This is a genomic window from Paenibacillus radicis (ex Xue et al. 2023) (assembly GCF_024722015.1).
Classification (GTDB): Bacteria; Bacillota; Bacilli; order Paenibacillales; family NBRC-103111; genus Paenibacillus_S.
The window spans coordinates 133,629-157,072 of the sequence record NZ_JANQBD010000014.1 but is presented as its reverse complement, the minus strand read 5'-3'; the positions used below and the strand labels follow the sequence as shown (position 1 = coordinate 157,072).

The window sequence follows — 23,444 nt, the reverse complement described above, 5'->3', positions numbered from 1 at the left end:
TCGAAAAGTATCCGCAATGAAAGAGGTTCGATCAGAAAGCTTTCGAAGGAATGAAGAAGAATGAGCTAGTAACCTGCCTGCCTTGCTTAGATTAGAGCTACATAAGAGCTTAAGATCTTCATGATCAAGGTGGATTTTTATAGGGATAGCGGCGGCGATGAGTCCTGGAGGATTTTGTACGGAACGGAGAGTTCCGTTATTCCAACTGCCGCCTCCAATCTGGGGCGATAGCGGAAGTAGGAATTCCGTTATGTTGGCCGAATGGAGCATGTATGGATAAAAATAGAGCAATAACGGAACTGGCTGTTCCCGTATCCCTCTGATTTTTGGAATTTTCAGGTGATAAAGGAACAATTACTTCCGCATTGCCCTTCACTTAAAGCATTCCATTCAAAGGAACATGATTTCAACAGTGGCTTTAATCCCACACCCATCCCTCCAAAGCGCACAAACGTAGATCGTACACCAAGGACGCCGTAATGCATTTTTCTTATAATATCTCAGAAAGTATAAGTTTGAACCGGAGGTTCACCTTTCTAATATTGCAAGAAAAGCCACCGCTAAGACACGAATGTATCTTCCTCGAAAGGGCTTCGATCAGACGCTTTTTTTACCTAAAAAGGAGTTCGGGAAGATTTTTTTATCTTGACGGAAACACGGCTCTGTTATATAGTTACTTTAGTGATTAAAAGCTTAAAAGCGTATAAGCGTTGAAGCGTGTAAGTGTTTGGGACAAAAACTTAATGAGCGGGAGTGTTGTTATTATGATCGTTATCATTTCTAATAAAGTATCCGAGGAACGTATAGGCGAAATCGTTCAGCATATTGAAAAAAATGGTGTTCAGGCTCATGTATCCAGAGGTGTGGACCGTACTGTTATTGGAATCATCGGCCAAGCAGATCCTAAGCTGAGCGAACAGCTTCGTCAGCTGTCAGGTGTTGAGCAAGTGGTTAAGATCTCTAAATCCTACAAGCTGGCAAGCAGAGATTTCCATCCGGATGATACCATTATCAAAATTAAAGATGTTGAGATCGGCGGCGAGCAGCTCGTAATCATGGGTGGCCCCTGTGCGGTGGAAACTGCAGAACAGATCGATGAAATTGCACGTCTTGTCAAAGCCGCAGGTGCACAAGTGCTTCGTGGAGGAGCATTTAAGCCGAGAACAGGACCGTATAGCTTTCAAGGAGTTGGTGTGGAAGGTTTAGTTATGATGGCGGATGCCGGCAGGAAGCATGGCTTGCTGACGATTACCGAGGTTATGACTCCGGAATACGTTGATGTATGCGCTGAGTACGCTGATATTCTGCAAGTGGGTACACGTAATATGCAGAATTTTGATTTGCTTCGTAAATTAGGAACAATCAAAACTCCGGTTTTATTGAAGCGCGGCTTCAGCTCTACTTACGATGAATTCCTGAATGCGGCTGAATATATTCTTGCGGGAGGGAATCCGAACGTTATGCTGTGTGAACGCGGAATCCGAACGTTCGAATCTTACACGAGAAACACTTTAGACTTGGCTGCTATCCCTGCTTTGCAAACTTTAAGCCATTTGCCTGTTATCTCAGACCCTAGTCATGGTACCGGCCGCCGTGAATTGGTCGAGCCAATGTGCAAAGCATCCGTTGCTGCAGGTGCAAATGGACTAATTGTTGAAATGCATACCGATCCTGATAACTCGATGACAGGTGATGGTGTTCAATCATTGTTCCCTGAACAATTTGCTAAGCTTATGGTTGACTTGGAGAAGCTGGCACCGCTCTGCGGCAGAAGATTTGATACGAAGAAAGAAGTCTTTACGTCTTAAGAATATTCGTAAAATAAGGCAAAACTCGACTTGGTTCCTTTGATAAAAAGGGGACCAAGTTTTCTTTTTGTCGAAACTGTGAACAGAATTTGGAGAGGTGTGAGCATACCTTACACACTCGTAAAAAATACCTTACATAGATATTGACGATTGTCGCTGAAAAGTTTTATAATATGACCATGATTAACAAAAACTTGAACAATGTTCGAACAAACAATGAAAAATGTTCGGAATTTAGGAGGTTAGTAATTCAATGTCAGCTCAAAACGTATTAAATATCATCAAAGAAAAAGGCATCGAGTGGGTAGACTTTCGTTTCGTAGATCTTTCAGGTAGAGCTCACCATATCTCTTTACCTGCTTCCGAAGTTGAGGAAGAAACATTTGTGAACGGTGTAGCATTTGACGGTTCCTCCATTCCAGGCTTTAAAGGTATTGAAGAGTCCGACATGGTTATGCTTCCAGATACGGAGTCAGTATTTGTAGATCCTTTCACTGCGCATCCTACTTTGGTTATTATGTGTAACATCCATACTCCAGATGGAGATCGTTATGATCGTGACCCGCGCAGCATCGCTCAAAAAGCGGAAGAGTATCTTCAAACTGCAGGTGTTGGTACAACGGCGTACTTCGCTCCTGAATCTGAGTTTTTCATTTTTGATGAAGTTCGTTTCGAAAGCGGGCAAAATAAATCTTCTTATTTCGTTGATTCCGAAGAAGCTCATTGGAACACTAACAAGAAAGAAGAAGGCGGCAACCTTGGCTTTAAAGTTGGTCACAAAGGCGGATATGTGCCTGTAGGTCCTACTGATTCTCAACAAGACATCCGTAGTGAAATGTGCCGTTTGTTGATCGAATCCGGTCTTCGCATCGAGCGTCATCACCACGAAGTTGCTACTGCAGGTCAAGGCGAAATTAACTTCCGTTTTGACACATTGACTAAAACAGCTGATAACCTTTTGAAATATAAATACATCGTACAAAACACAGCTAGACAATATGGCAAAGTGGCAACTTTCATGCCAAAACCATTGTTTGGCGACAACGGTAGCGGTATGCACGTTCACCAATCCATCTTCAACGGCAGCGAGCCTCTTTTCTATGAAAAAGGCGGATATGCTAACCTGAGTGAAATGGCTTTGAACTATATCGGCGGTATTTTGTACCATGCACCAGCTTTGATCGCTCTTACTAACCCGTCAACCAACTCCTTTAAGCGTTTGGTTCCTGGTTATGAAGCTCCTGTTAACTTGGTATTCTCCAAAGGTAACCGTTCTGCAGCTGTTCGTATTCCGGTTGCTGCTGTTACACCTAAAGGCTGTCGTATTGAATTCCGTACACCGGATTCCACGGCTAACCCTTACTTGGCATTCGCAGCAATGCTGATGGCAGGTTTGGACGGAATCAAGAAAAAAATCGATCCTCGCGCATTGGGATACGGTCCGTTGGATAAAAACATCTACGAATTGTCCGATGCAGAGAAAGGTGAAATCCGCAGCGTACCAGGTTCATTAGACGAAGCTTTGGATGCTTTGGAAGCAGACTTCGAATTCTTGACTGAAGGCGGCGTATTCACTAAAGACTTTATCGATAACTACATCGGTTTGAAACGTGACGAAGCTAAAGCAGTTGCTATCCGTATTCATCCGCATGAGTACTCCTTGTATTTCGACCTGTAAGATTTTTAGGTTCTATCGAACTTATCCTATCTTTATAGAAGTTTTGGTTTATGGTTTATAGTTTCAAAGGCAGAGCCCCGGTACCCCGGGGCTCTTTCCTGTTCTCTACCTCTCAATAAATAATTGAGAGAAAATGGGCCTCGCTTGAGCGATAGCTCAAGTCGAGGCGGAGTGCTTTGCAGTTTCGTAGAAACGATAGTGGTCGCCTTTGTCGGTGGATTGCAACCTTGGCAGCTTTTATATATAGAAGCAATCCACTGACAACAGCGATCGGAGAAACTGACAAAGCACGCAGCCTCGACTACCTGCTATCTCCTTTACACTTCTTGAACCTCACCGATTTTTTTCTCAATTATTCTCCCCATTGTCACCATTTTGTAATAAACCTCCATTATAATAAAACTATCAAAACCAGAGGTTGAGGGGGTTACTGATGGGAATACAATGGACGGAAAAAGAAGCGGTACATCTGTTGAACCGGGCAGCTTTTAATGCAGGTAAAAACGAAGTCGCTGCTAGCCTGGAATTAGGCATAGAGGAGACGGTACGAAGGCTCATAGCTGGAGAATCGTTAACCGGAAAAACGGAGCAGATCGAGCCTTTGGAGAAGCTTCTGGCTGATGGTAAAGAGATGAAAGCGGATTCGATTGGTGATCAACAAACCTATTGGCTGTATAGGATGATTCATTCGGAAGCTCCTTTGGTTGAGAAAATGACATTATTTTGGCATGGACATTTTGCAACCTCATATCAAAAAGTGAGAGAAATCCCGTTGATTCTTAGGCAAAATGAGCTTTTTCGGAAGCATGCGCTGGGCAATTTTCATGAGCTTGTTCTGGAAGTGGGGAAAGACCCTGCGATGATGTTATATCTGGATTTCAATAATAATAGAAAAGGCAAGCCCAATGAGAATTATGCAAGAGAAGTGATGGAGCTGTTCACGCTTGGAATCGGCAATTATACAGAGCAGGATATAAAGGAAACAGCCCGAGCTTTCACCGGTTGGTCTTATAATAAGAAGACGGATGAGGTTACATTCAATAAAGGGCAGCATGATTCCAACGTGAAAACGATTCTTGGGGAAAAAGGAAATTTTGACGAGACAACTGCAATTGACGTTCTCTTTAAGCAGGATTCTTTGCCTCATTTTATGGCGGGTAAGCTGTTGAAGTTTTTTGCGGCAGCTGATCCTTCTAAAGAATGGATTGATCTGGTAGCCGCTGATTTTGCGAAGTCAGGGCATATTGGCGAGGTGTTGACCAAACTGTTTTTATCCGATGCTTTTTATAGCTCTGATCTGTTGGGCAGCTTAATCAAAACCCCGATAGAATACGTAGTGGGCATTTTGAAATCATTCGATATTCCATTATCCAAAGGCTTCACTCAAGCGGCCAGAAAGATGGGCCAGGAGCTGTATTTACCGCCGGATGTTGCAGGCTGGAGGGGCGGAGACACGTGGCTTATGACCACGAGCTTATTATCTCGCTACCAATTTGCCGAATCAGTGGCGAAGCGGTTAAACAGCAAAGTGCTTGGCGGTACAGACTATACATTGAGCACGCAAGCTAAACCTGAGGACTGGGTGCTACAATTTTCGAGAAATGCAGGTACATGGTTCCTTGGAGAGCAAACAGTGAAAATACTATCCAAATTTGCAGAGGATACTTTTATTTATTCCACGCAAAAGACGAATGGTATGAAAGGACTGCTGCAGCTCATTATGGTAAGCCCTGAAGCGCAAATGAAATAGAGTGAGGGAAAGGGATGGGGAGTCGGTATGAAGCTGACACGGAGAGATTTTCTAATAAAGGGCACTGCACTTCTCGCTACATTAGGATTCGGGGGACCCATGATTTTCGCAGAGGGCGAGCAGCCCATAAGCAATACTGCAGAGATTGACCCAGGTGTTGAATCCCCAGTGCTTGTTGTAATACAAATGTCTGGAGGAAATGACGGCATCAACACGCTGATACCATATGGAATGGGTGGATACTTTGATTCCCGGCCTACATTGAATATTACTCAGAGCGAAGTGCTTGCAATCAATAATGAAGTTGGACTTCATCCCAGTTTGATGCGCTTAAATGAGCTGTACAAGGGAGGCAAGCTGGCGATTATACAGGGAGTCGGGTATCCCAAGCCGGATCATTCGCATTTCCGATCGATGGAGATTTGGCAGACAGCAATGCCCGATAAATATATACGCTCCGGTTGGCTGGGACGTTATATCGAATCGTCTTTGTCCAAGGACAGAAACTATTTAAGGGCGCTGCAGGTAGGAAATAATGCGAATAAAGCGTTCAATTCAGATCGTATCAATGTTCCTGTTATTCAATCGATTGAAAGCTATAACCTGTTCGATCCCAAAACTCCGAAAGCGGACCAGAACCGTTTGGCCAAAGCTTTTCTGGATATGTATGATCCCGAGCGTCAAGGCACACAAGTTAAAGTGACATGTCAACGCGGAACAGATGCCTATCAAAGTGTAGAGGCCATTCACAGCTTGACGAATGGATATCAAAATAAAGTGGAGTATCCAAAAACTAATATTGCTAAAGATTTACAGTTAGTAAGCAAACTATTAGCTGGTAATTCAGGTACACGAGTGTTTTATGTAGAGCTTGGAGGCTTCGATGATCATATACAGGAAAAAGAACAGCATGCCAAGTTATTGAAGCAGCTTGATGAGGCGATTGGTTCATTTTATGCGGATCTGGAAACTCAGGGCTTGCATGAACGTGTTGTAACGATGGCTTTCTCTGAATTTGGCCGTCGCGTGAAGGAAAATGGGAACGGCGGTACAGACCATGGTACGGCTGCTCCGGTTTTGATCTTTGGCGGTAAGGTTAAAGGCGGCTTATACGGGGTTATGCCAAGCCTTACAAACTTAGATAACGGCGATCTGAAGTATGAGGTTGATTTCCGTTCCGTATACTATACCCTCGTTGATAGTTGGCTTAAGGGTGATGCGAACACCGTAATGAATGGAGCTTATGAAAAGCTTGGTTTTATTTAGTTTATGGTCAATAAAACGTATCCTTTTGCATTTATTACTTTACAATTGCTACATGTTATTTATAATAATATTTATATTATAAAAAGTAGCTGTATGAACTGATAAACCGTGGATACTGTGCTAAAAGGCTAGTATTCACTCTCAAGAATGTTTGTCTTGGGCCGGTTTCATATCCCTAACGGGGTGTGAAGCCGGCCCTTTGTGTTTTACATTACATACAAAATAATGGGAGGAATCTTCAGTTTTGAAAAATACAGCAATTACTTACAAGTTTCATCCTATTGTGCAGTACCTTTTTGTAGGAACAGCTATGTCGCGGATCGCAACATCGATGACCCTTCCTTTTCTTACCGTTTACATGATTAAGTATTCGTCAATGAGCTCGGTGGAGATAGGTCTTACCATCGGCTCAGCTTCGTTGGCAAGCATGTTATTCGGTTTTTTTGGCGGAATTCTGTCTGATAAATTCGGTAGAGTACCTGTTATGAAGATATCCCTGTTTGTCTGGTCCGCTGTATTTTTCTTATTTGCGTGGAATCCATATACATGGATTTTTGTACTGTTAAATCTATTAAACGGTCTTTGCAAATCGGCATTTGAGCCGGTTTCTGTAGCTTTGATCAGTGATCTGACGCCGCGTGAAAGCCGATTCAGAGCATTCTCTATCCGGTATACTGCAGCTAACATTGGATTTGCTGTCGGGCCATTGATCGGTACAGCTTGCGGTATTTCCGGCGGGGGGCTTGCTTTTCTCATTACGGGTTGCTTTTATTTAGTTTATGGAATTACATTTTGTTTACTGCTCAAAGCTTATAGATGCAAAAATTCCGTTTCCGGATTGCCAGATGTACAGAAGGATGTGAGTTTAGGTACTGCGGTAAAAGCGCTTGCATGTGACCGTGCGCTGCTTTTATTTTTGTCTGGAGGAATCCTAGTTGAGTTTACCTATTCTCAGCTTTCCACTCTTTCGGCTTATGTCACTGAATATTTTGAAAATGGAGTTTGGTTATACTCCTGCCTGTTAACAGTTAATGCTCTTACGGTAGTCGGCTTACAGCTCCCAATAAGTAATTATTTAGAAAAAAAATCTCCTTTATCTACAGTAAAAGCCGGTAACCTATTATATGCAGCCGGGGGGATCGGATTCGCTGTAGCACCAAATTGGTGGCTGATGGTACTATCAATGATCGTTTTCTCCCTAGGAGAAATATTGTGCTTTCCCGCGGGAAATGAACTAATGATTCGTATTGCTCCAACGTCCTTAAGAGGCGCCTATTTGGGTGCGCAAAATTGCAAAGAGCTTGGCCGGTTTATGGGGCCGGTCATAGGAATGCCGATATTGTCCCATTGGGGTATTTTACCTTTGTTCATCGTGATTGGTGTACTGGGATTTATAAGCACATATTGCTACTGGCGAGGTGGGGCTATGAAGGCTCTAAATTAATTAAAGCATAAGCATTTTGGTGAGGATTTCTGTCACAGCAAGCTGCCGATCCGCGCTCCCTCTTGGCTGAGAGAATAAGTGTCTATTGCTTCATACATGGGTCTACGCCCTAGATAACTGCGGTACAGAACAATCCGGTTTGCTGTCCACTGCATCGGTGATGACTTCAATTCATTATTTGCCGAGGCTAAAGCTGCTTTGGTAAAAGCGGCTTCCCCCGAATATTTTCTAGCTATGGTTATGTGAGGACTGTAAGACCGGCCTTCCAATGGGAAATCCACTGATTTCATAGAAGCCTCTGTCTGTGCGTGAAGTGCGTTCAAAGCTGTTAAATGACCTCCAACTCTGATCCACAAAACACTGGGAGCAAAGGGCTTGCCAAAGATGCCCAGCGAGTCTAATGACAGCTGAAAGGTTGATACAGAGGCTGCAACCTTCTTCATGTGTGATTGAATGCCAGACAATGCAGCCGCAGGAGTATCCCCGAGAAATTTAAGAGTGATGTGCAGATCGTCCTTGTGAACCCATTTTTGAAAGCTAAGCGTAGGCTGTAGTGTTTCCATAAGCTGCTGAAGGAAGGAGCTTTGTTCCTCGCCAAGAGGGAGAGCAAGAAATAATCGGTCTTTATTCATGACAGGACAGCTCCTTAAGATGCAGAATATTACTTAAAGGGTATCCGATAATATTGAAAATATGTATCAATGATGTGAAGAATGAGCATAACTACTTGATGGATAGGGATAAACTTTGCTATCATTAACCATATCATATCAAAAGATGCGATTTGAAAACTAGGCGAAGGTGTGAACTCATGACTAAACGTGCGTACAATTTCAATCCGGGTCCTGCAGCGCTTCCGTTGGAAGTATTGCAGCAAGCTCAGGAACAGTTTGTAGATTATAATGGGATTGGAATGTCTTTGATGGAAATTTCCCATCGGAGTAAAGAATACGAGGCTATCAATTCCGAAACACAGCAGCTGTTGCTTGAATTGCTAGGACTGGAGTCAGGCTATCAAGTACTGTTCATGGGTGGGGGAGCAAGCACGCAATTTGCAACGATTCCTTTGAACTTCTTAAAGCCCGGCAAAGTCGGCAGTTACATCATTACAGGCAGCTTCTCGGAGAAAGCCTATGATGAAGGCCGGATAGTTGGTGAATCGGTAATTGCAGCTTCGAACAAAGAGGGCAAATGGAGAAGCCTCCCGAAAGCTTCCGACATTACAATAGATCCAAATTCCGCTTACGTGCATATGACAACGAACAATACGATTGAGGGCTCCCAGTTCTCGTACATACCGGAAACGGGAAATATTCCATTGATTGGTGATATGACAAGTGGTATTCTGAGCCGTCCGATCGATGCCAAGAAGTACGCAATGATCTATGCAGGCGCACAAAAAAATCTTGGACCGGCCGGTGTAACGGTAGCCGTTATAAGCGATGAGATGTTGAAGGAAGAGCCTAAGCATATTCCAGTAATCCTTCGTTATTCTAACCATGCGAAAAACAGTTCGCTCTACAACACCCCTCCAGTTCACTCGATTTATATGATGAATCTGGTGTTGAAATGGATTAAAAACAACGGTGGCGTAGCAGCCATGGAGAAGAAGAGCATCGAGAAAAGTAAGCTTGTTTATGATGCAATCGACGGAAGTGGTGGCTTCTACACAGGTAATATTGATGCGGATAGCCGCTCCATTATGAATATGACGTTCCGTTTACCAAGCGAAGAGCTGGAAAAGAAGTTTGTTAAAGAATCGGAGCAAAATAACTTTGTAGGCTTGGCTGGACATCGCAGTGTTGGTGGGATTCGTGCCTCAGCTTACATTCCAGTGCCGTACGAGGCTTGTAAAGCTTTAGCTGACTTTATGTCCGATTTCCAGAAGCGTAACGGTTAATTTGGCTGTCAGCAGCCCTGAGATCAATGGCAGGGCTGTTTTTTTACGCAAAAAAAGATGAGCGCCGCTTAAATTATACGGCATTCATCTTTTCATCCTTTTAGGGACCCATGAAGTTATTCTGTTAGGCAAAGGATTCCTTCAGAGAGGGCTCAGTCAGCTTATATCCAACGTTACGTATAGTGACAATATATTCAGGGGTTCTGGCATTGCCTTCAATTTTATCGCGCAGATGGCTAATATGGACGTCAACAATACGTGTATCACCAAGAAAATGATAGTCCCAAACGCCATGCAGCAATTGTTGGCGGCTTAATACTTTTCCGCGGTGTTTGCATAAAAATAACAAGAGATCGAATTCTTTTGGAGTTAGCTCTATGGCTTCTCCCTTCAAAGAAACTTCCCTTTGGTCAGGTTGGATCACGATCTGGCCAATCGTAACCGAAGCACTTTCGGTTGCAGATGGAAGTGTCTGGATACGTCGTAAAATAGCTTGAATTCTGGAAATCAGCTCTTGAGGACTGAATGGCTTCGTCATATAATCATCAGCCCCATTGTCAAGGCCGGCGATTTTGTCGGACAAGTCCTGCATAGCTGTGAGCATAATGATCGGCACCAAATTATTCTGACTGCGCAGTTTGCGGCATACTTGAATACCATCCATCTTAGGAAGCATCAGATCGAGCACAATGACGTCAGGACGGAAATGTTGAATCGCTTGAAATACAGCTTCGCCATCATAAACACAATGTACCTCGAAGCCGACCAGCTTCAGGTTAAATTCTATTAGCATCGAAATGGAAGGTTCGTCGTCAACAACAAGAATCTTCTTCTTCATCTCTCGGATCTCCTTTACTTAAAACACTTGATACTCTTATTATTGCAGAGCACTATCAACCGTATATTAATGAAAGGTAAAGTGAGTGTTAAATTTGTACGTTTATTGTAGTATAATGAAAGACTCAAGTGAGGTGATAACAGACTATGGCTTTTCATATTGTATTAGTAGAGCCTGAAATACCGGCAAATACTGGAAATATAGCTAGAACATGCGCAGCAACAGGAACCTGGCTGCATTTGGTTCGCCCACTGGGTTTCTTGACAGATGACAGAACCTTAAAGCGGGCAGGGCTTGATTATTGGCATGCCGTTAATATTGAATATCACGATTCATTCCAGGAAGTAAAGGATAAGTACGCGGAAGGCAGATTCTTTTTGGCAACAACCAAAGCTAAGCGCGTTTACACTGAGTTTACATTTCAGGATGGTGATTTCTTTGTTTTCGGTAAGGAAACGAAAGGACTGGCTCCCGAAATCATTGCGGAACATCCAGATCATTTGATTCGGATGCCTATGACCGATGCGGTAAGATCATTGAATTTGTCGAATTCTGCGGCGATTGTATTGTTCGAAGGGCTGCGGCAGACCGGTTTTCCGGGGTTGAAATAAACAACAAAACAAGTCGAATATGGCAGGAATTTTAACATAAGTAACGAATAGTATTAAAGCAAGCACTTGAAGGGAGGTTCTCCTTAATCGCTTGGCTGTACTGTTCGTTTTTTTGTGTGAAAGTGAGGTGAATTTATAATGAAACCAGCTGGTGTTGTGAGAAAAGTCGATCAATTAGGACGAATCGTGCTCCCCAAATCTCTAAGAAAAAGATACCAAATGAACGAAGGGGATCCCGTTGAAATATTGGTAAGCGGTGATCATATTATTTTGGAGAGATATCGTCCGAGATGTGTATTTTGCAGTTCGATGGAGCAAGTTAGTGAATTTAAAGAACGGCATATATGCGGAGAATGTCTTGGCGAGATGAGTGGATTGGTAGAAAGAACGTAGTGAAGAAGATCAGAGAATATGTAAAACATCAGAAAGCATCACGTATTCCTTGGTTAGAGGAACGTGATGCTTTTTAATAAGTGTCTGGAATTATTGGTTGAATGGATCAATTACAGACCTTTTGTTTTATCATCATTGTAAGAAGAAGTGAGTATGGCCACGATAAAAATCAAAAATACCAAGTTCATAATCCAAAATGTTGCTGACATCGTTTGCACCCCCCTGCCCTATTATTATAACCAACCGTTAATGAAAAGAAAACTTATAAAAGTGAACATTTATTTAAAAAATAAAAAGTGCGTAGGAAGCGGCCGAAGTTTACCATCGGATGGACGGTTGATTACTTGCCCTTCATAGATCAAGCTGGAGGATCCGCCACCGTCCAGATTATAGGCATCCTTGACCCCAAGCTGAAGAAGCTTGTCCTGCAGCTCCGCGAGCGTCGCCCCGGAATTCCCTCTCTCATCGTAGCCATCCGTAACCAGAAACAACAGCTGATCGTTTTTGAAATTACCTACAACCGTGCGTGGAGCTCGAGCAGGCGAGGTTTGCCATTGTGCAGGAATCGCCTGCTTTTTGCCGTTTTGCAGCAATACAGGAACGAAGGTTGCGCCGAAGGACGGCTTAAGCTTGTCCAGATCCTCCTGTCGGGCAAATCTGCCGCCAATCAGCTTACGATCTGTGCTCAACCCTATAAACGCCAAATCCTCAAAGGTTGGTTCAAAGCCATATACGAATTTGCCATTCATAATAGTGTTGCTTAGGGGATAACGTCTGCCCGTCTTATTGTCGTCAGCGAACCCTCCTGCATTAATCCCGGCTACAGCTCCGTAACGGCGTGCAGCTTCCAGCGTAGTTTCACTGCTGCCAATTTTATCTTTGCCAAGCACCATCTTCAACGCTTTATCGGTTTTCATATCAATTTTAAGCGCATAAGCTTTGTAATTCGATTCATTCAAATAATAAAGCTTCATATCCAGATTAGAGCTGTTCGTCTGTTTGGATGGCTTGGCTCCAAGCTTGGTGCTGATTCGCGTATCAAAGATGGCCGCAGGCTTGGTTGCAGCAGCGTCGGCTGTTTTGGCCATATTGGCGACATCTGTTGCGCTTTTCTCATATAGCTGAAAGAAGCGTTCAATAGTGGTCCGCGTTTGAGCGGCATCGGCCTTTGCCTTGTCGAGCTGCTGTGAAGCTTGCTGAAGCTGACTTTGAATGGAAAACTCTGTTTTGGTATAACGCTGGAATTCCGGGAGCGCAATGGAAAGCTGTGAAACATACAAAAAGCCAAGGATACCTATAAAAGGTGCGACAGCAAGCAACAGTGTACGATTAATTAACGGGATCGGATTCATTGGTAGATCACATCCTTATTGCAGTACATCTAGGCTTTTCTTCAGATCGTCAAGCTTCTTCTTTACTTCACCAAGCTGGGTATACAGCTGGTTGCTATTGTCCGTCTTGCTATTGGCGCTGTCCTTGGTAAAGGCAAGCAGCTCGTTTAACGAATCGATTTTGCTTTGCATTTTTACAAGGTCGCCGCTGACATTATCTTTGAGCTGGGAAATTTGCTTCTGGTAATCCTCCTGAACGGCTTGCAGCTGCTGCTCGGTTTGTGCGGCAATATCTTGCGCAATTTGCTGGCGCAGCTGATCCGTGTACATCTTGGCGCCAAGAATTCCAGAAGCGATAAGCAGGGTCCACCCCATAAATAAGAATAGATAGGTTCTTCCTCTTCCTTTTGCTTTGCTCGGTTTTCCAGTTCGCGCCATGGGCTGCTCTGAAGCCGCAGGTTCTATGGGCGTATTCATGGTTGATTCACCTTCCTGTATTCATTCGGCGAGAAGCCGTTCATTTTCTTAAATACTTTACTGAAATATTTCTCATCGTCATAGCCGACCATCTCCGCAACTTGAGCGATTCGCAAGTGAGGGTTGAGCAGGAGCAGCTTCGCTTTTTCCAAACGGATGCCGCTAAGGTAATCTGATAAATTCACTTGAAACTGCTGCTTGAATTTACGGGATATATATTCACGACTTAAATAGAAATGATTGGCAATCTCTTGGAGCGTAATATCCTGATGATAATGGTTTTGAATATACTTTGCAATCTCAAAGATGACGTTGCTGTCCTGATGCTGATGAGCAAGCAGCTGCTTGGAAAGCTCAATGAGACCAGCTGTCAGCTGGTCTTGCCAGAGCGAGACAGAGAAGAAGCCATCCTTATCGACAGGCATCTGGAAACGGGAAGAGTCTGATTCGGTTTTGATGTCTGGCTGCTGATCTCCGAACCACTCATTGAGCCAACGGTTGCGCAGCACAATATATTCCTGCCACCACAGTTCAAGCAGCCCTACATCTATAACATCAAGCAGCTTAACCGCATCAATCCACACTTGAACAGATTTACGAATCTGTTCAGCGCTGCCGCTGCGCACTGCGAGATGGATGGGCTCCGCATAATCGCTGAAGTATAATAATGGCGGCAAGCTGGGAGTTTGCCCTGTATAAATATGAATGCGCCTATCCTTAAGCAGCAAATTACGCATATGTAAGGCATTCTTAGCCTCCGTATAAGCTAAGAACAAGCCTGATGGAACAGGCTGAAGGCTGCTTATGCCTATTTCGACTTTACTGTGAAGAACAGTCCATATACCTTGCAGTATTTTGGACATAATCTGTTCGGCCGAGCCTTGCCCATATAACAAAACAAGAATGGCGTCATCACTGTTCCAGTAGCGGTAAGCGATCCCTTGCTGGGAGGCATGAAGAAACTCATTACATATATTCGTGATGGAAAAGAAAAGAAGGTCCATATTGGACTCGAACTTTTGTTTAAGACTGGAGCTAATCGTATCTAACGATAAGATAGCAACGCGGCATTCCCGAACATTCCGATCCAATCCAAACTCATTGGCAAATGATTGGGTCACAGCATCAAACCCGGAGGGTTCGGTTATTAAGTTAGACAGCATCTTATCCCAATAAGCTGGACGAATCTGATTCATTTCGATATTAAGCTGCTGCTCGCGCTGGCGCTCACTTTCATCCTGCCGCCAGCTGGCAGCGGCTTTAAATACCGCGGAATGCAGCTGCTCGGCGTCAATAGGCTTTAGTATATAATCCAAGCCACCGTACTGAACGGTATGGCGTACAAGCTGAAAATCATCGAACCCGCTGATTACAATAGTTTTGCCGGATGGATAATGAGCATGCAGCCACTCAAGCAGCTGGGCTCCGCCCATAACGGGCATAATCATATCCGTGAAAATAATTTGCGGTTTATGTTCCTCAATTAAAGAAATAGCAGACTGACCGTCAGGAGCCTCCAGTATTTCGTTGATTTCAAGCTCTTCCCAAGGAACCAACAGCCGGATAGCTTCACGGACATGCTTTTCATCATCTACGATGATGGCTTTCACAGTGACAGCAACCTCCTAAGAAGATATTTGTTGCGCAATAGGTATAACCAGTGTAACACGGACGCCTGATGGATAACACGGCTCCAGTTTCATGGATGCGCCTTGGAAATAGAGCTGGAGGCGCAATTTAACGTTTATCAATCCTATGCTTTCTGAAGCTTCCCCAATGTTGTCCGGGTGGAGGCTTAATTGCTTTTGCAAAATAATCAATTGCTCCGGATCGATACCTCTTCCGTTATCTTCAACAACCAGCGTTAATTGATGATCGTCCGTTATAGTACCCGCTATAAGGAGCTTTCCCTTTTTTTCTCGCGGGTCAAAGCCATGCTTGAAATAATTTTCAACCAAGGGCTGGAGTATCATTTTGGGAATTTGAATCGTTAAGGTTTGCTCAGTAACCTGAAAGGTCACATCAAGCTCGTCCTCAAACCGCTGCATCTGCAGCTCCAAATAGGATTTAATATGATCGATTTCCTGCTTGAGCGGCACCAAAGTTTCATTAGTGTTCATATTGTAGCGCATCATCCTGGCGAGTGAGGATATAAGTGAATAAATTTTGGGAGCTTGATGCTGGAGAGCTAGCGTCCCGATGGACTGTAAACCATTATACAGGAAATGGGGATTAATTTGCGCCTGAATGCCTTCAATTGATTCGTTTTATTGGCAATGTCCAATTTGTATTCTCTTTCGATCAGGTTGTTGATCGTTTGCATCATCATGCGAAAACGGCGAGCTAATATACCGATTTCATCATTGCTGGTTACTTGAATATCCACCTGCATGTTTCCGGACTGAATTTTACTAATATAGCCCATTAAATTTTTGATAGGCGTGGTGAACTTAAAGGAAATGTAGAGTGTCGCGGAAATGACGATAACCATAAATAGGATGAAAATTAATGCATTGATTTTGGTTAAATCACGGGCATTTTTGTAGAGATGCTCATAAGGAATCCGTTTTACCAGTGTCCATTCCATATAAGGAGTGCTCATGCGATCATAAATATGAATGCCAGTGAACGGCTTGCTCGTCCATTCAAAGCTTCCTGAAGAGTCTGGCATCGATAGTAAATGGTCAACCCATGGCTCATGAAGGACTTGCCCCCATTGCTCAGGATTTGGGCCATAAATAATAGCCCCGTCATTATCCAGTATATACAGCTCGTCTTGTCCGAGAGTGTATAGTTGCTGGCAGATGGACTTTATAACCTCAATGCTGAAATCGATGGACAGTATGCCCAGTCTTTTTTGGGACAAGGAGTTAAGCAGAGTTCGGTGCATAGTTACGACTGTTGTTTGGGGAAGATAAAATAAACTCCCAACTTTATAGTCATGGTTCCAGTGAGTGGGCTGCAGCTTTAATTCGGCGTTGTCCATTTCAGGCTGGTATTTCGGTCCCGGACCATCATTTCGATTGGGATTTCCTTGAGAAATTAATATGGAGCGGTTGTTTTTGGCAATATACAAGTAAATTTGCTTGATCTCCTTAACCGAATTGACAATCGTTTGAAGACCTCTAACCGTCTCGTTGTAGCTTAAATAATCCGTATCTCCGTTTTCAATGATCGTATAAAGGGTATTGTCATTGTAGACGTTTAAAGAATTTTGCTCAATCGCTTTTAAATAGTTCATGATATTCGTCTTGCCTTGATAAATCAGGTTGGAGTTGCTCTGAATGGTCTCATTGGAAACGGCCTGCTTAGTAAAATAGTAAGTGATAACTATTGATGTGGAGATAGGCATGATTGTAGCGGCAAGAAGGAACACGATAAGTTTATTACGAAAACTGTTGCGAATCATTGGAAAGTCCTCCCATTAATAGCTCAGCCCAACCAGCCTGCATGAACATTGTATCAATGGATATCAATAAATTCCACCTGATGGGTCACGAGAGTCGGTGTTTTTCCAAGGCATCCATTTCTATACTTAAGATAACTTATAAACGATGTTCCAAAAGTCGATACGCTCAACCGTGACTTTTGAACACGAACTTATACAAAGGGGGGAGATTTCTATGAAAGCCAAAAGCCGTTCATCGAATTGGATTCACCAGACGGTTTTCGTTGGCCCAGCGGTTATCTTTTTCGCATTGATCGTTATTGCTCCGTTTCTGTTGAGCATCTACTATTCGTTCACGGAATGGAACGGCGTTACCTCGGATATGAAATGGGTCGGAATCGATAACTTCAAGCGGATTATTGTAGCGGATGAAGATTTTCATAAATCGTTCTGGTTTACCGTACGCTTCTCAGTAACGAATGTATTGTTAGCCAATCTTGTAGGTTTTTCCTTAGCTTTGCTGCTAACGCAAAAGTTGAAATCGCGCAACATATTGCGGACGGTTTTTTTCCTTCCTAATGTGATTGGCGGCTTGCTGCTAGGATTTATTTGGCAATTTATTTTTGTCAAAGGCTTCACAACCATTGGGGAGCTGACGGATCTTGCTTTTTTTAAACTCCCATGGCTGGGAGATGCACCTACCGCTTTCTGGGGGCTTGTGATAGTAAGTGTATGGCAGACGGCCGGATACCTGATGGTTATCTATATTGCCGCACTCGCCAATGTTCCGAAGGATATTACAGAAGCGGCTTACATTGACGGAGCAACCCGACTTCAGGTATTGCGCCATATTACGGTTCCGCTCATCATGCCTGCGGTCACAGTATGTTTGTTTTTAACGATCTCCTGGGCATTTAAAATGTATGACCTCAATGTGTCGTTAACTCAAGGCGGACCTTTCAATTCTACGCAGTCCGTTGCCCTTAACATCTATGAAGAAGCGTTCCGTAACAACCGTTATGGATTAGGAACAGCCAAGTCATTAGTCTTTTTCATAGTGGTTGCAGTAATTACATCGATTCAAGTATGGGTGACGAAGAAAAAGGAGGTTGAGGTATAATGGAAGTTAAATCTTCTTACGGGCCGCGGATATTTGTGCTTGAAATAGTCGGACTTGTACTTGGTCTGCTGTTCCTGGTACCTTTTTACTTCGTCATTGTGAATTCGATGAAAAGCTTTGGAGACATTCTTATTAACTCTGCCAGCTTGCCCCATTCTCTTAATTTTGCGAATTACGGTAAAGTTTGGGACATTATGAAGTTTCCGAAGGTGTTTTGGAACTCGCTGCTGATCACTGTATTCAGTAATATTGGCTTGGTGGTCATTAGCTCCATGGCAGCTTATCGATTGGTACGGTTTCCAACCCGTTTCAATAATTTAATCTTCATGGCGTTTGTTGCGGCTATGGTTATCCCTTTTCAATCGATTATGATTCCTTTGGTAAGGGTGGCAAGTCAGGTTGGCTTGATGGACAGTATTACGGGCTTGGTCATTTGTTATTTTGGCTTCGGTGTTTCGCTGAATGTGTTCTTGTACCATGGATTTATTAAGTCGGTTCCTCTGGAAATCGAAGAATCGGCAAGGGTAGACGGTTGCTCGCCATATGGAGTCTTTTGGAAAATTGTATTCCCTCTGCTTAAGCCGATGACGGTAACCATTGTTCTTCTTAACAGTCTATGGATTTGGAACGACTTCCTGCTGCCGATGCTTATTTTAAGCAAGCCGGAGCTTAGAACGATTCCATTAGCTACTTATTCTTTCTTCGGTCAATATACGAAACAGTGGGATTTGGCTTTGGCAGCGCTTGTTCTTGGTGTATTGCCTATCGTCATCTTTTTTCTATCGATGCAACGACATATTATTGAAGGGATTACAGCCGGTTCTATAAAAGGTTGATCCCAATATGCCTGACATTTCAAGGGGAAACAGGGAGATACGGTCAATAAGTTACCCCTTAATGTTCAATATTGTCCGTGTTCGGTTGTTCATGCATTTTTTAAAATAAATGAAGTAAGGGAAAATAAGAAGAAAAAGGGAGGCATTTCGAATATGAAAAAATTAACAATTATTAGCATGGTTGCTATACTGGTTCTTTCCATTCTAGCCGGTTGTGCAAAGAAAGAACCAGCTCCAAGCCCAGGAGGCACAAACGCGGGTGGTGCTGCAGGAGGCAAGAATGTAACGCTTAAGATGTTCCAGTTTAAAGTGGAAATCGCCGAGCCTCTGGCTAAGCTTGCTGCCGAATATGAGAAAGCGAACCCGGGAGTAAAAATCCAGATTGACACTGTAGGAGGCGGTTCCGATTACGGCGCTGCGCTTATGGCGAAATTCAATTCAGGCGACAAGCCGGATATTTTCAATAACGGTGGATTCTCTGACTTGGATAAATGGATTGAGCATTTGGAGGATTTATCCGATCAGCCTTGGGTTAAAGATATGGTAACTGTTGCGAAAGAACCAATGACGAAGGACGGTAAGCTATACGGCCAACCGCTTAATCTGGAAGGCTATGGCTTTATTTATAACAAAGATTTATTTGCCAAAGCTGGCATTACTGAGCTGCCAAAAACATTGACACAGCTGGATGCAGCGGCTCAGAAGCTGCAGGCTTCAGGCGTAACGCCTTTTGTTAACGGCTATGCTGAGTGGTGGGTGTTAGGTAACCATTTCGTTAACCTTCCATTTGCTTACCAGCCTGATCCTAACGCATTCATCGACAGCTTAAACAAAGGTACTGGTAAAATGGTTGGTAACCCGGCATTCGAAAACTGGGTGAAGCTGTTTGATCTGCAATTGAAATACGGCAACAAAAACCCGCTGCAAACCGACTATAAGACACAGGTGACTGAATTTGCGACAGGTAAAGCAGCAATGACGCAACAAGGGAACTGGACGCAATTGCAAATTACGCAAACGAACCCGAATATCAAGGTTGGATTCCTGCCAATGCCTATTAGTGATGATGCAGCGGCAAGCGACAAGCTTCCTGTCGGAGTTCCAAACAACTGGGTAATTAACAAAAACTCTGCCAACAAAGAAGAAGCTAAGAAATTCTTGAACTGGCTCGTTTCTTCAGATATTGGTAAAAAGTATATTACTGAAGAATTCAAATTCATTCCTGCCTTTACAAATATCCCTGCTGATGAAAAAATATTAGGCCCATTGGCAGCTGATATTATCAAATACAGTAAAGACAATAAAACATTGAGCTGGAACTGGTTCAAGTTCCCTGGCGGCGAAGCAAGCAGCAAGAAATTTGCGGCGACAATGCAGGCCTATGTAGCTAAGCAGAAAACGAAGGATCAGATGTTTGATGAATTCCAAAAAACATGGGATAGTCTGAAAAAGTAATATTTCGAGCCCCGGCACAAACGTGCTGGGGCTTTACATTATCTTTTCATGAAGTCACCGAAATACGCGTTTTTAATAGCAACGCCAAAGCACAGAGTAGAACAGAAAAGATCGGTGTAGTGCATTAAAGGTCCTGAACGGAACAGAAAATTCCGTTATTTAATCTGCGGCCTCCAATTAGAGACAATAGCGGAAGTCGGAATTCCGTTATATGCTGCGAATAGAGGCACAATGAACAAAAACAGAGAGATAACGGAAATAGCTATTCCGTTATTTCTCTGTTTGTTGTGCTTTTCATGACATAACGGAATAACTACTTCCGTTAATGCTTCCACTAATTCATTGGGAAAGAATTAGTCTCCAGTAAAGGAAAGCACGGCTGCAAGCTTCTTTTCCAGTAACACGACTTCAAGAGCGGTCGTTTATTTCCAGCAGCAAGCGCAATTGAGAGCATAGGTGCCAAAAGCGTTGCACTATACCTAATAGTAAGGAGAAATGAAGGGATATCCTAACTAAAGCGTTTTTATCCTGTTTGAAGGCGCTTTATGCATTTAACTTTAGCTATGCCACGCTGTTACAATGGAAGGTAATTAATGGTTAGGCTAACGGAGGATGAGGATGGCTACACGTCTTGCAACAAGCTTCAGAGAATGGCTCGAGGCGAGAAAACATGCGGTTTCTGAGGATAAAAAATTATCAAAGGAAGCTGTCGTGTCGTTATTCATACACTTCTGCTTTCAGTTCGGCGCATCGATGTCCAGCGTGTTCCTGACTTTATATTTATGGAGGTTAACGCATAGCCTTTGGATTAACGGGATGTATTATGTTGTTACTTATGCGGCAACCCCGCTTGCTTTTGCATTAGGCGGGTGGCTGATCAAACGGAAGGACCGGATGTTCACATACCGGTTTGGAATTGCGTTGATCGCGTTGTTCTATTTGGTCGTTGTTTTCGCTCAGGAGCGGGTTGTAGATTACTATGTGTTATTTGCTGTATTTGGGGGACTGGCCTCCTCCTTCTATTGGGTAGGATATTTGACTCTAATGTACGATGTATCCACAGAACAGAATCGAATTCGATACTTGGCAACCAATATGATTATTTTTACACTCGCAGGATTAATCGGCCCAGCCTTGGCAGGGTTTATAATAAGGCAAAATGATGGACTTCAGGGGTACACCTTTGTATTTTCCGTAGCGTTCTTTATGTTCCTGCTTGCAACAATAGGCAGCTTTAAAATAAAATCCAAGCTTTCTCATCATAAGGCTTATTATTTGAAGTTTACAGGATTATTAATGCGTAAAAACAAGATCTGGACGGGATCGTTGTTCGGATTCTCGGTGCTCGGGATGCTGCAAGGTATTATGCTTTTTTTGCCTACAATATTGTTATTCCAGATTGTTGGACGTGAGGATTTGGTAGGCTACCTGGGTGTGATGTATGCAAGTGTGAGCATTGGTACCGGATTATTTATTTCTAAATATGGTCGAGAGGATTTGGCAAAGCTGTTTCTCCTCATTTCCACGGTTGGTTTTATAGCAGGTACGTTATTAATTGTTTGGAGCTTGTCACTGCTTACGGTCATTTTGTTTATGATTATATATTCTATTTGTGCACCTTTGCAGGGTAACACGATGACGACACATTATTTCCGCTTGATCAGCATGATGCCGTTAAAGGGACAATTGCGGGTAGAGTCGGTGGTAGTGCGTGAGATATTTGTTAACTGCGGCCGGGTCATAGCTATTTTAATATTAATCGGTTTGAGCCGCTATGTGGGTGAAGAAACACTCCCTTGGGTGGTTTTTGGAGCCGCCATCGTGCAAATTAATTTAGTGTGGTTGTTACGGTCAAATGAAGCTAAGGAAGCAAAAGAACCTAAGGAATCAGCAGCCCCAGGCAAAAAACTGAATATGTGATAGCCCTAAGACTTTGAATAGTCGTTAGCTTTTTTGGGAATCCTTTGAAAGCTATTTGGTTGGTAAGCTTGAAGGAAATCATCTATTCATTAAGGGGCGCTCCACAATATGGCTTCTCATTATGACTGTGTAGTCATCGGAGGCGGCATAGCAGGGTTGCAAGGAGCGATTCAGCTTGGCCGCTATAAGCATCGTACTCTTGTGGTCGATAAGGGTTATGGCAGGTCGACATTATGTAGAAGCTATCATAATGTACTCGGATGGCCGGATGGAGTTTCCGGGGAAGAGCTGCGCCGCTTGGGAAAGCTTCAGGCCGAAAGGTTGGGAGTTCAGTTTATTAAAGGTGCGGTGGCACGATTAAATAGGCAGGAAGATGTCTTCAGTGTAGAGATAAGTGGAGAATCCCAAGCGATCAAGGCAGATACATTGCTGCTGGCAACAGGGCTGCTGGACCGCTTTCCTAAGCTTCCAGGGCTTATAAACTGCTTGGGAAGCAGCGTGTACGTTTGCCCGGATTGTGACGGATATGAAACCCAGGGCCACCGCACCATTGTAATGGGGTCAGGGGATGTGGGGGCATCGATGGCGCTGCATCTGTTGTATTGGACCTCTGATTTAATCTATATCAATCATGAAGCGGCGATAGCGCCGGTAAGCAAGGCAATGATGGAGAAGCTCATTGATAAGGGGATTGTCTATTATGGACAGACTATTGACGAGGTTATAACATCGGGAGACGGAATCTTTCATGGAGTTCGTATGATAGATGGACAAGAAATAAACGGAGCGCGCGGATTTATTGCCTTTGGCGGTAATGAGGTGCAGTCTGAACTGGCCTCGCAGCTTCGTATAGAACGTCTGGAAAACAAGCATATTGTAACCGACCCGAGAACCAAGATGACAAGTGTTCCTGGCGTATGGGCGGCTGGGGATGTCGGAGTCCATGCAGAGCAGCTGACTATAGCAATGGGTGAAGGGGCTCAAGCGGCCATTTGGATTCATAAGGAGCTGTTGAAGCGATCTAGTAAACCCGCCTTAATAAGATAAAGCTGTTCTTTTAGTGGCTCAAATCCGAAATCAGTGCTTGGACGAAGTCAATTTTGATTTCGTCTCTGTGCCCAGCCCTAGACCAAAACTTAAGAACGGCAGTGACAGCATACACGACTTTATTCGATTCAAAGCCATTGCCTTCTGCCAAAAACCTGCATCTATACAGCCTTTGGGCCGGT

General features: G+C 43.5%; 20 protein-coding genes. 13 read left to right on the top strand and 7 right to left on the bottom strand.

Annotation, left to right across the window (positions count from 1 at the left end; all coding sequences use genetic code 11):
• Positions 1-764 precede the first annotated feature (764 nt).
• The 5 genes from aroF (at position 765) to NV381_RS19540 (ending at position 7,946) form a co-directional block, all read left to right on the top strand.
• Positions 765-1,808 carry a 3-deoxy-7-phosphoheptulonate synthase gene (gene aroF / locus NV381_RS19560; protein ID WP_258214960.1) on the top strand — a complete coding sequence of 348 codons (1,044 nt, stop codon included), beginning with the start codon at positions 765-767 and terminating at the stop codon, positions 1,806-1,808.
• A 253-nt stretch (positions 1,809-2,061) separates the two neighbouring features.
• Positions 2,062-3,486 (top strand): type I glutamate--ammonia ligase, encoded by a 1,425-nt coding sequence (glnA, locus tag NV381_RS19555; RefSeq protein ID WP_258214959.1) that lies wholly within the window; start codon positions 2,062-2,064, stop codon positions 3,484-3,486.
• A 433-nt stretch (positions 3,487-3,919) separates the two neighbouring features.
• Positions 3,920-5,236: a DUF1800 domain-containing protein gene (locus NV381_RS19550; RefSeq protein ID WP_258214958.1), complete on the top strand. Its 1,317-nt coding sequence runs from the start codon at positions 3,920-3,922 to the stop codon at positions 5,234-5,236.
• A 27-nt stretch (positions 5,237-5,263) separates the two neighbouring features.
• Positions 5,264-6,502, top strand: a complete 1,239-nt coding sequence (locus tag NV381_RS19545; RefSeq protein ID WP_258214957.1) for a DUF1501 domain-containing protein — start codon at positions 5,264-5,266, stop codon at positions 6,500-6,502.
• 244 nt (positions 6,503-6,746) lie between these two features.
• Positions 6,747-7,946 carry an MDR family MFS transporter gene (locus tag NV381_RS19540; protein ID WP_258214956.1) on the top strand — a complete coding sequence of 400 codons (1,200 nt, stop codon included), beginning with the start codon at positions 6,747-6,749 and terminating at the stop codon, positions 7,944-7,946.
• Between the two features lie 32 nt (positions 7,947-7,978).
• Here the strand turns inward: NV381_RS19540 and thpR are convergent, their stop codons facing one another.
• Entirely contained in the window at positions 7,979-8,578 is a 600-nt protein-coding gene (gene thpR, locus NV381_RS19535) for an RNA 2',3'-cyclic phosphodiesterase (RefSeq protein ID WP_258214955.1), read from the bottom strand.
• Between the two features lie 179 nt (positions 8,579-8,757).
• On the opposite strand from thpR, the gene serC reads away from it, so the two are divergent.
• Positions 8,758-9,846, top strand: a complete 1,089-nt coding sequence (serC, locus tag NV381_RS19530; RefSeq protein WP_258214954.1) for a 3-phosphoserine/phosphohydroxythreonine transaminase — start codon at positions 8,758-8,760, stop codon at positions 9,844-9,846.
• A gap of 124 nt (positions 9,847-9,970) precedes the next feature.
• Here the strand turns inward: serC and NV381_RS19525 are convergent, their stop codons facing one another.
• Positions 9,971-10,684, bottom strand: a complete 714-nt coding sequence (locus NV381_RS19525; RefSeq protein ID WP_258214953.1) for a response regulator transcription factor — start codon at positions 10,682-10,684, stop codon at positions 9,971-9,973.
• Between the two features lie 146 nt (positions 10,685-10,830).
• Here NV381_RS19525 and trmL point away from each other — a divergent pair, with 146 nt between their 5' ends.
• Both trmL and NV381_RS19515 read left to right on the top strand, forming a co-directional pair.
• Complete coding sequence (gene trmL / locus NV381_RS19520) at positions 10,831-11,295, top strand: tRNA (uridine(34)/cytosine(34)/5-carboxymethylaminomethyluridine(34)-2'-O)-methyltransferase TrmL (protein WP_258214952.1); 465 nt, start codon at positions 10,831-10,833, stop codon at positions 11,293-11,295.
• Between the two features lie 138 nt (positions 11,296-11,433).
• The gene (locus NV381_RS19515) at positions 11,434-11,688 is read left to right on the top strand and encodes an AbrB/MazE/SpoVT family DNA-binding domain-containing protein (RefSeq protein ID WP_258214951.1); all 255 of its coding nucleotides are present in this window, start codon (positions 11,434-11,436) and stop codon (positions 11,686-11,688) included.
• Between the two features lie 278 nt (positions 11,689-11,966).
• On the opposite strand, the gene NV381_RS19510 is transcribed toward NV381_RS19515, so the two are convergent.
• Genes NV381_RS19510 through NV381_RS19490 form a run of 5 tightly spaced genes read right to left on the bottom strand, consistent with a single transcriptional unit; the run spans position 11,967 to position 16,905 of the window.
• Positions 11,967-13,040, bottom strand: a complete 1,074-nt coding sequence (locus NV381_RS19510; protein WP_258214950.1) for a phosphodiester glycosidase family protein — start codon at positions 13,038-13,040, stop codon at positions 11,967-11,969.
• Positions 13,041-13,055: 15 nt separating this feature from the next.
• Positions 13,056-13,496: a hypothetical protein gene (locus NV381_RS19505; RefSeq protein ID WP_258214949.1), complete on the bottom strand. Its 441-nt coding sequence runs from the start codon at positions 13,494-13,496 to the stop codon at positions 13,056-13,058.
• On the bottom strand, positions 13,493-15,106 hold the full coding sequence (locus NV381_RS19500; RefSeq protein ID WP_258214948.1) for a response regulator: 1,614 nt from the start codon (positions 15,104-15,106) through the stop codon (positions 13,493-13,495). The genes NV381_RS19505 and NV381_RS19500 overlap by 4 nt, the downstream gene beginning before the upstream one ends.
• Before the next feature lie 15 nt (positions 15,107-15,121).
• Positions 15,122-15,697 (bottom strand): sensor histidine kinase, encoded by a 576-nt coding sequence (locus tag NV381_RS19495; protein WP_258215013.1) that lies wholly within the window; start codon positions 15,695-15,697, stop codon positions 15,122-15,124.
• Positions 15,685-16,905: a cache domain-containing sensor histidine kinase gene (locus NV381_RS19490; protein ID WP_258214947.1), complete on the bottom strand. Its 1,221-nt coding sequence runs from the start codon at positions 16,903-16,905 to the stop codon at positions 15,685-15,687. The genes NV381_RS19495 and NV381_RS19490 overlap by 13 nt, the downstream gene beginning before the upstream one ends.
• A gap of 214 nt (positions 16,906-17,119) precedes the next feature.
• Here NV381_RS19490 and NV381_RS19485 point away from each other — a divergent pair, with 214 nt between their 5' ends.
• From NV381_RS19485 to NV381_RS19465, 5 genes are all read left to right on the top strand, one after another.
• Positions 17,120-18,004 (top strand): carbohydrate ABC transporter permease, encoded by an 885-nt coding sequence (locus NV381_RS19485; RefSeq protein ID WP_258214946.1) that lies wholly within the window; start codon positions 17,120-17,122, stop codon positions 18,002-18,004.
• Complete coding sequence (locus NV381_RS19480) at positions 18,004-18,840, top strand: carbohydrate ABC transporter permease (protein WP_258214945.1); 837 nt, start codon at positions 18,004-18,006, stop codon at positions 18,838-18,840. The genes NV381_RS19485 and NV381_RS19480 overlap by 1 nt, the downstream gene beginning before the upstream one ends.
• A gap of 153 nt (positions 18,841-18,993) precedes the next feature.
• The gene (locus NV381_RS19475) at positions 18,994-20,295 is read left to right on the top strand and encodes an ABC transporter substrate-binding protein (protein WP_258214944.1); all 1,302 of its coding nucleotides are present in this window, start codon (positions 18,994-18,996) and stop codon (positions 20,293-20,295) included.
• Between the two features lie 618 nt (positions 20,296-20,913).
• Complete coding sequence (locus NV381_RS19470; protein WP_258214943.1) at positions 20,914-22,215, top strand: MFS transporter; 1,302 nt, start codon at positions 20,914-20,916, stop codon at positions 22,213-22,215.
• Between the two features lie 108 nt (positions 22,216-22,323).
• Complete coding sequence (locus NV381_RS19465) at positions 22,324-23,262, top strand: NAD(P)/FAD-dependent oxidoreductase (protein WP_258214942.1); 939 nt, start codon at positions 22,324-22,326, stop codon at positions 23,260-23,262.
• Positions 23,263-23,444 lie beyond the last annotated feature (182 nt).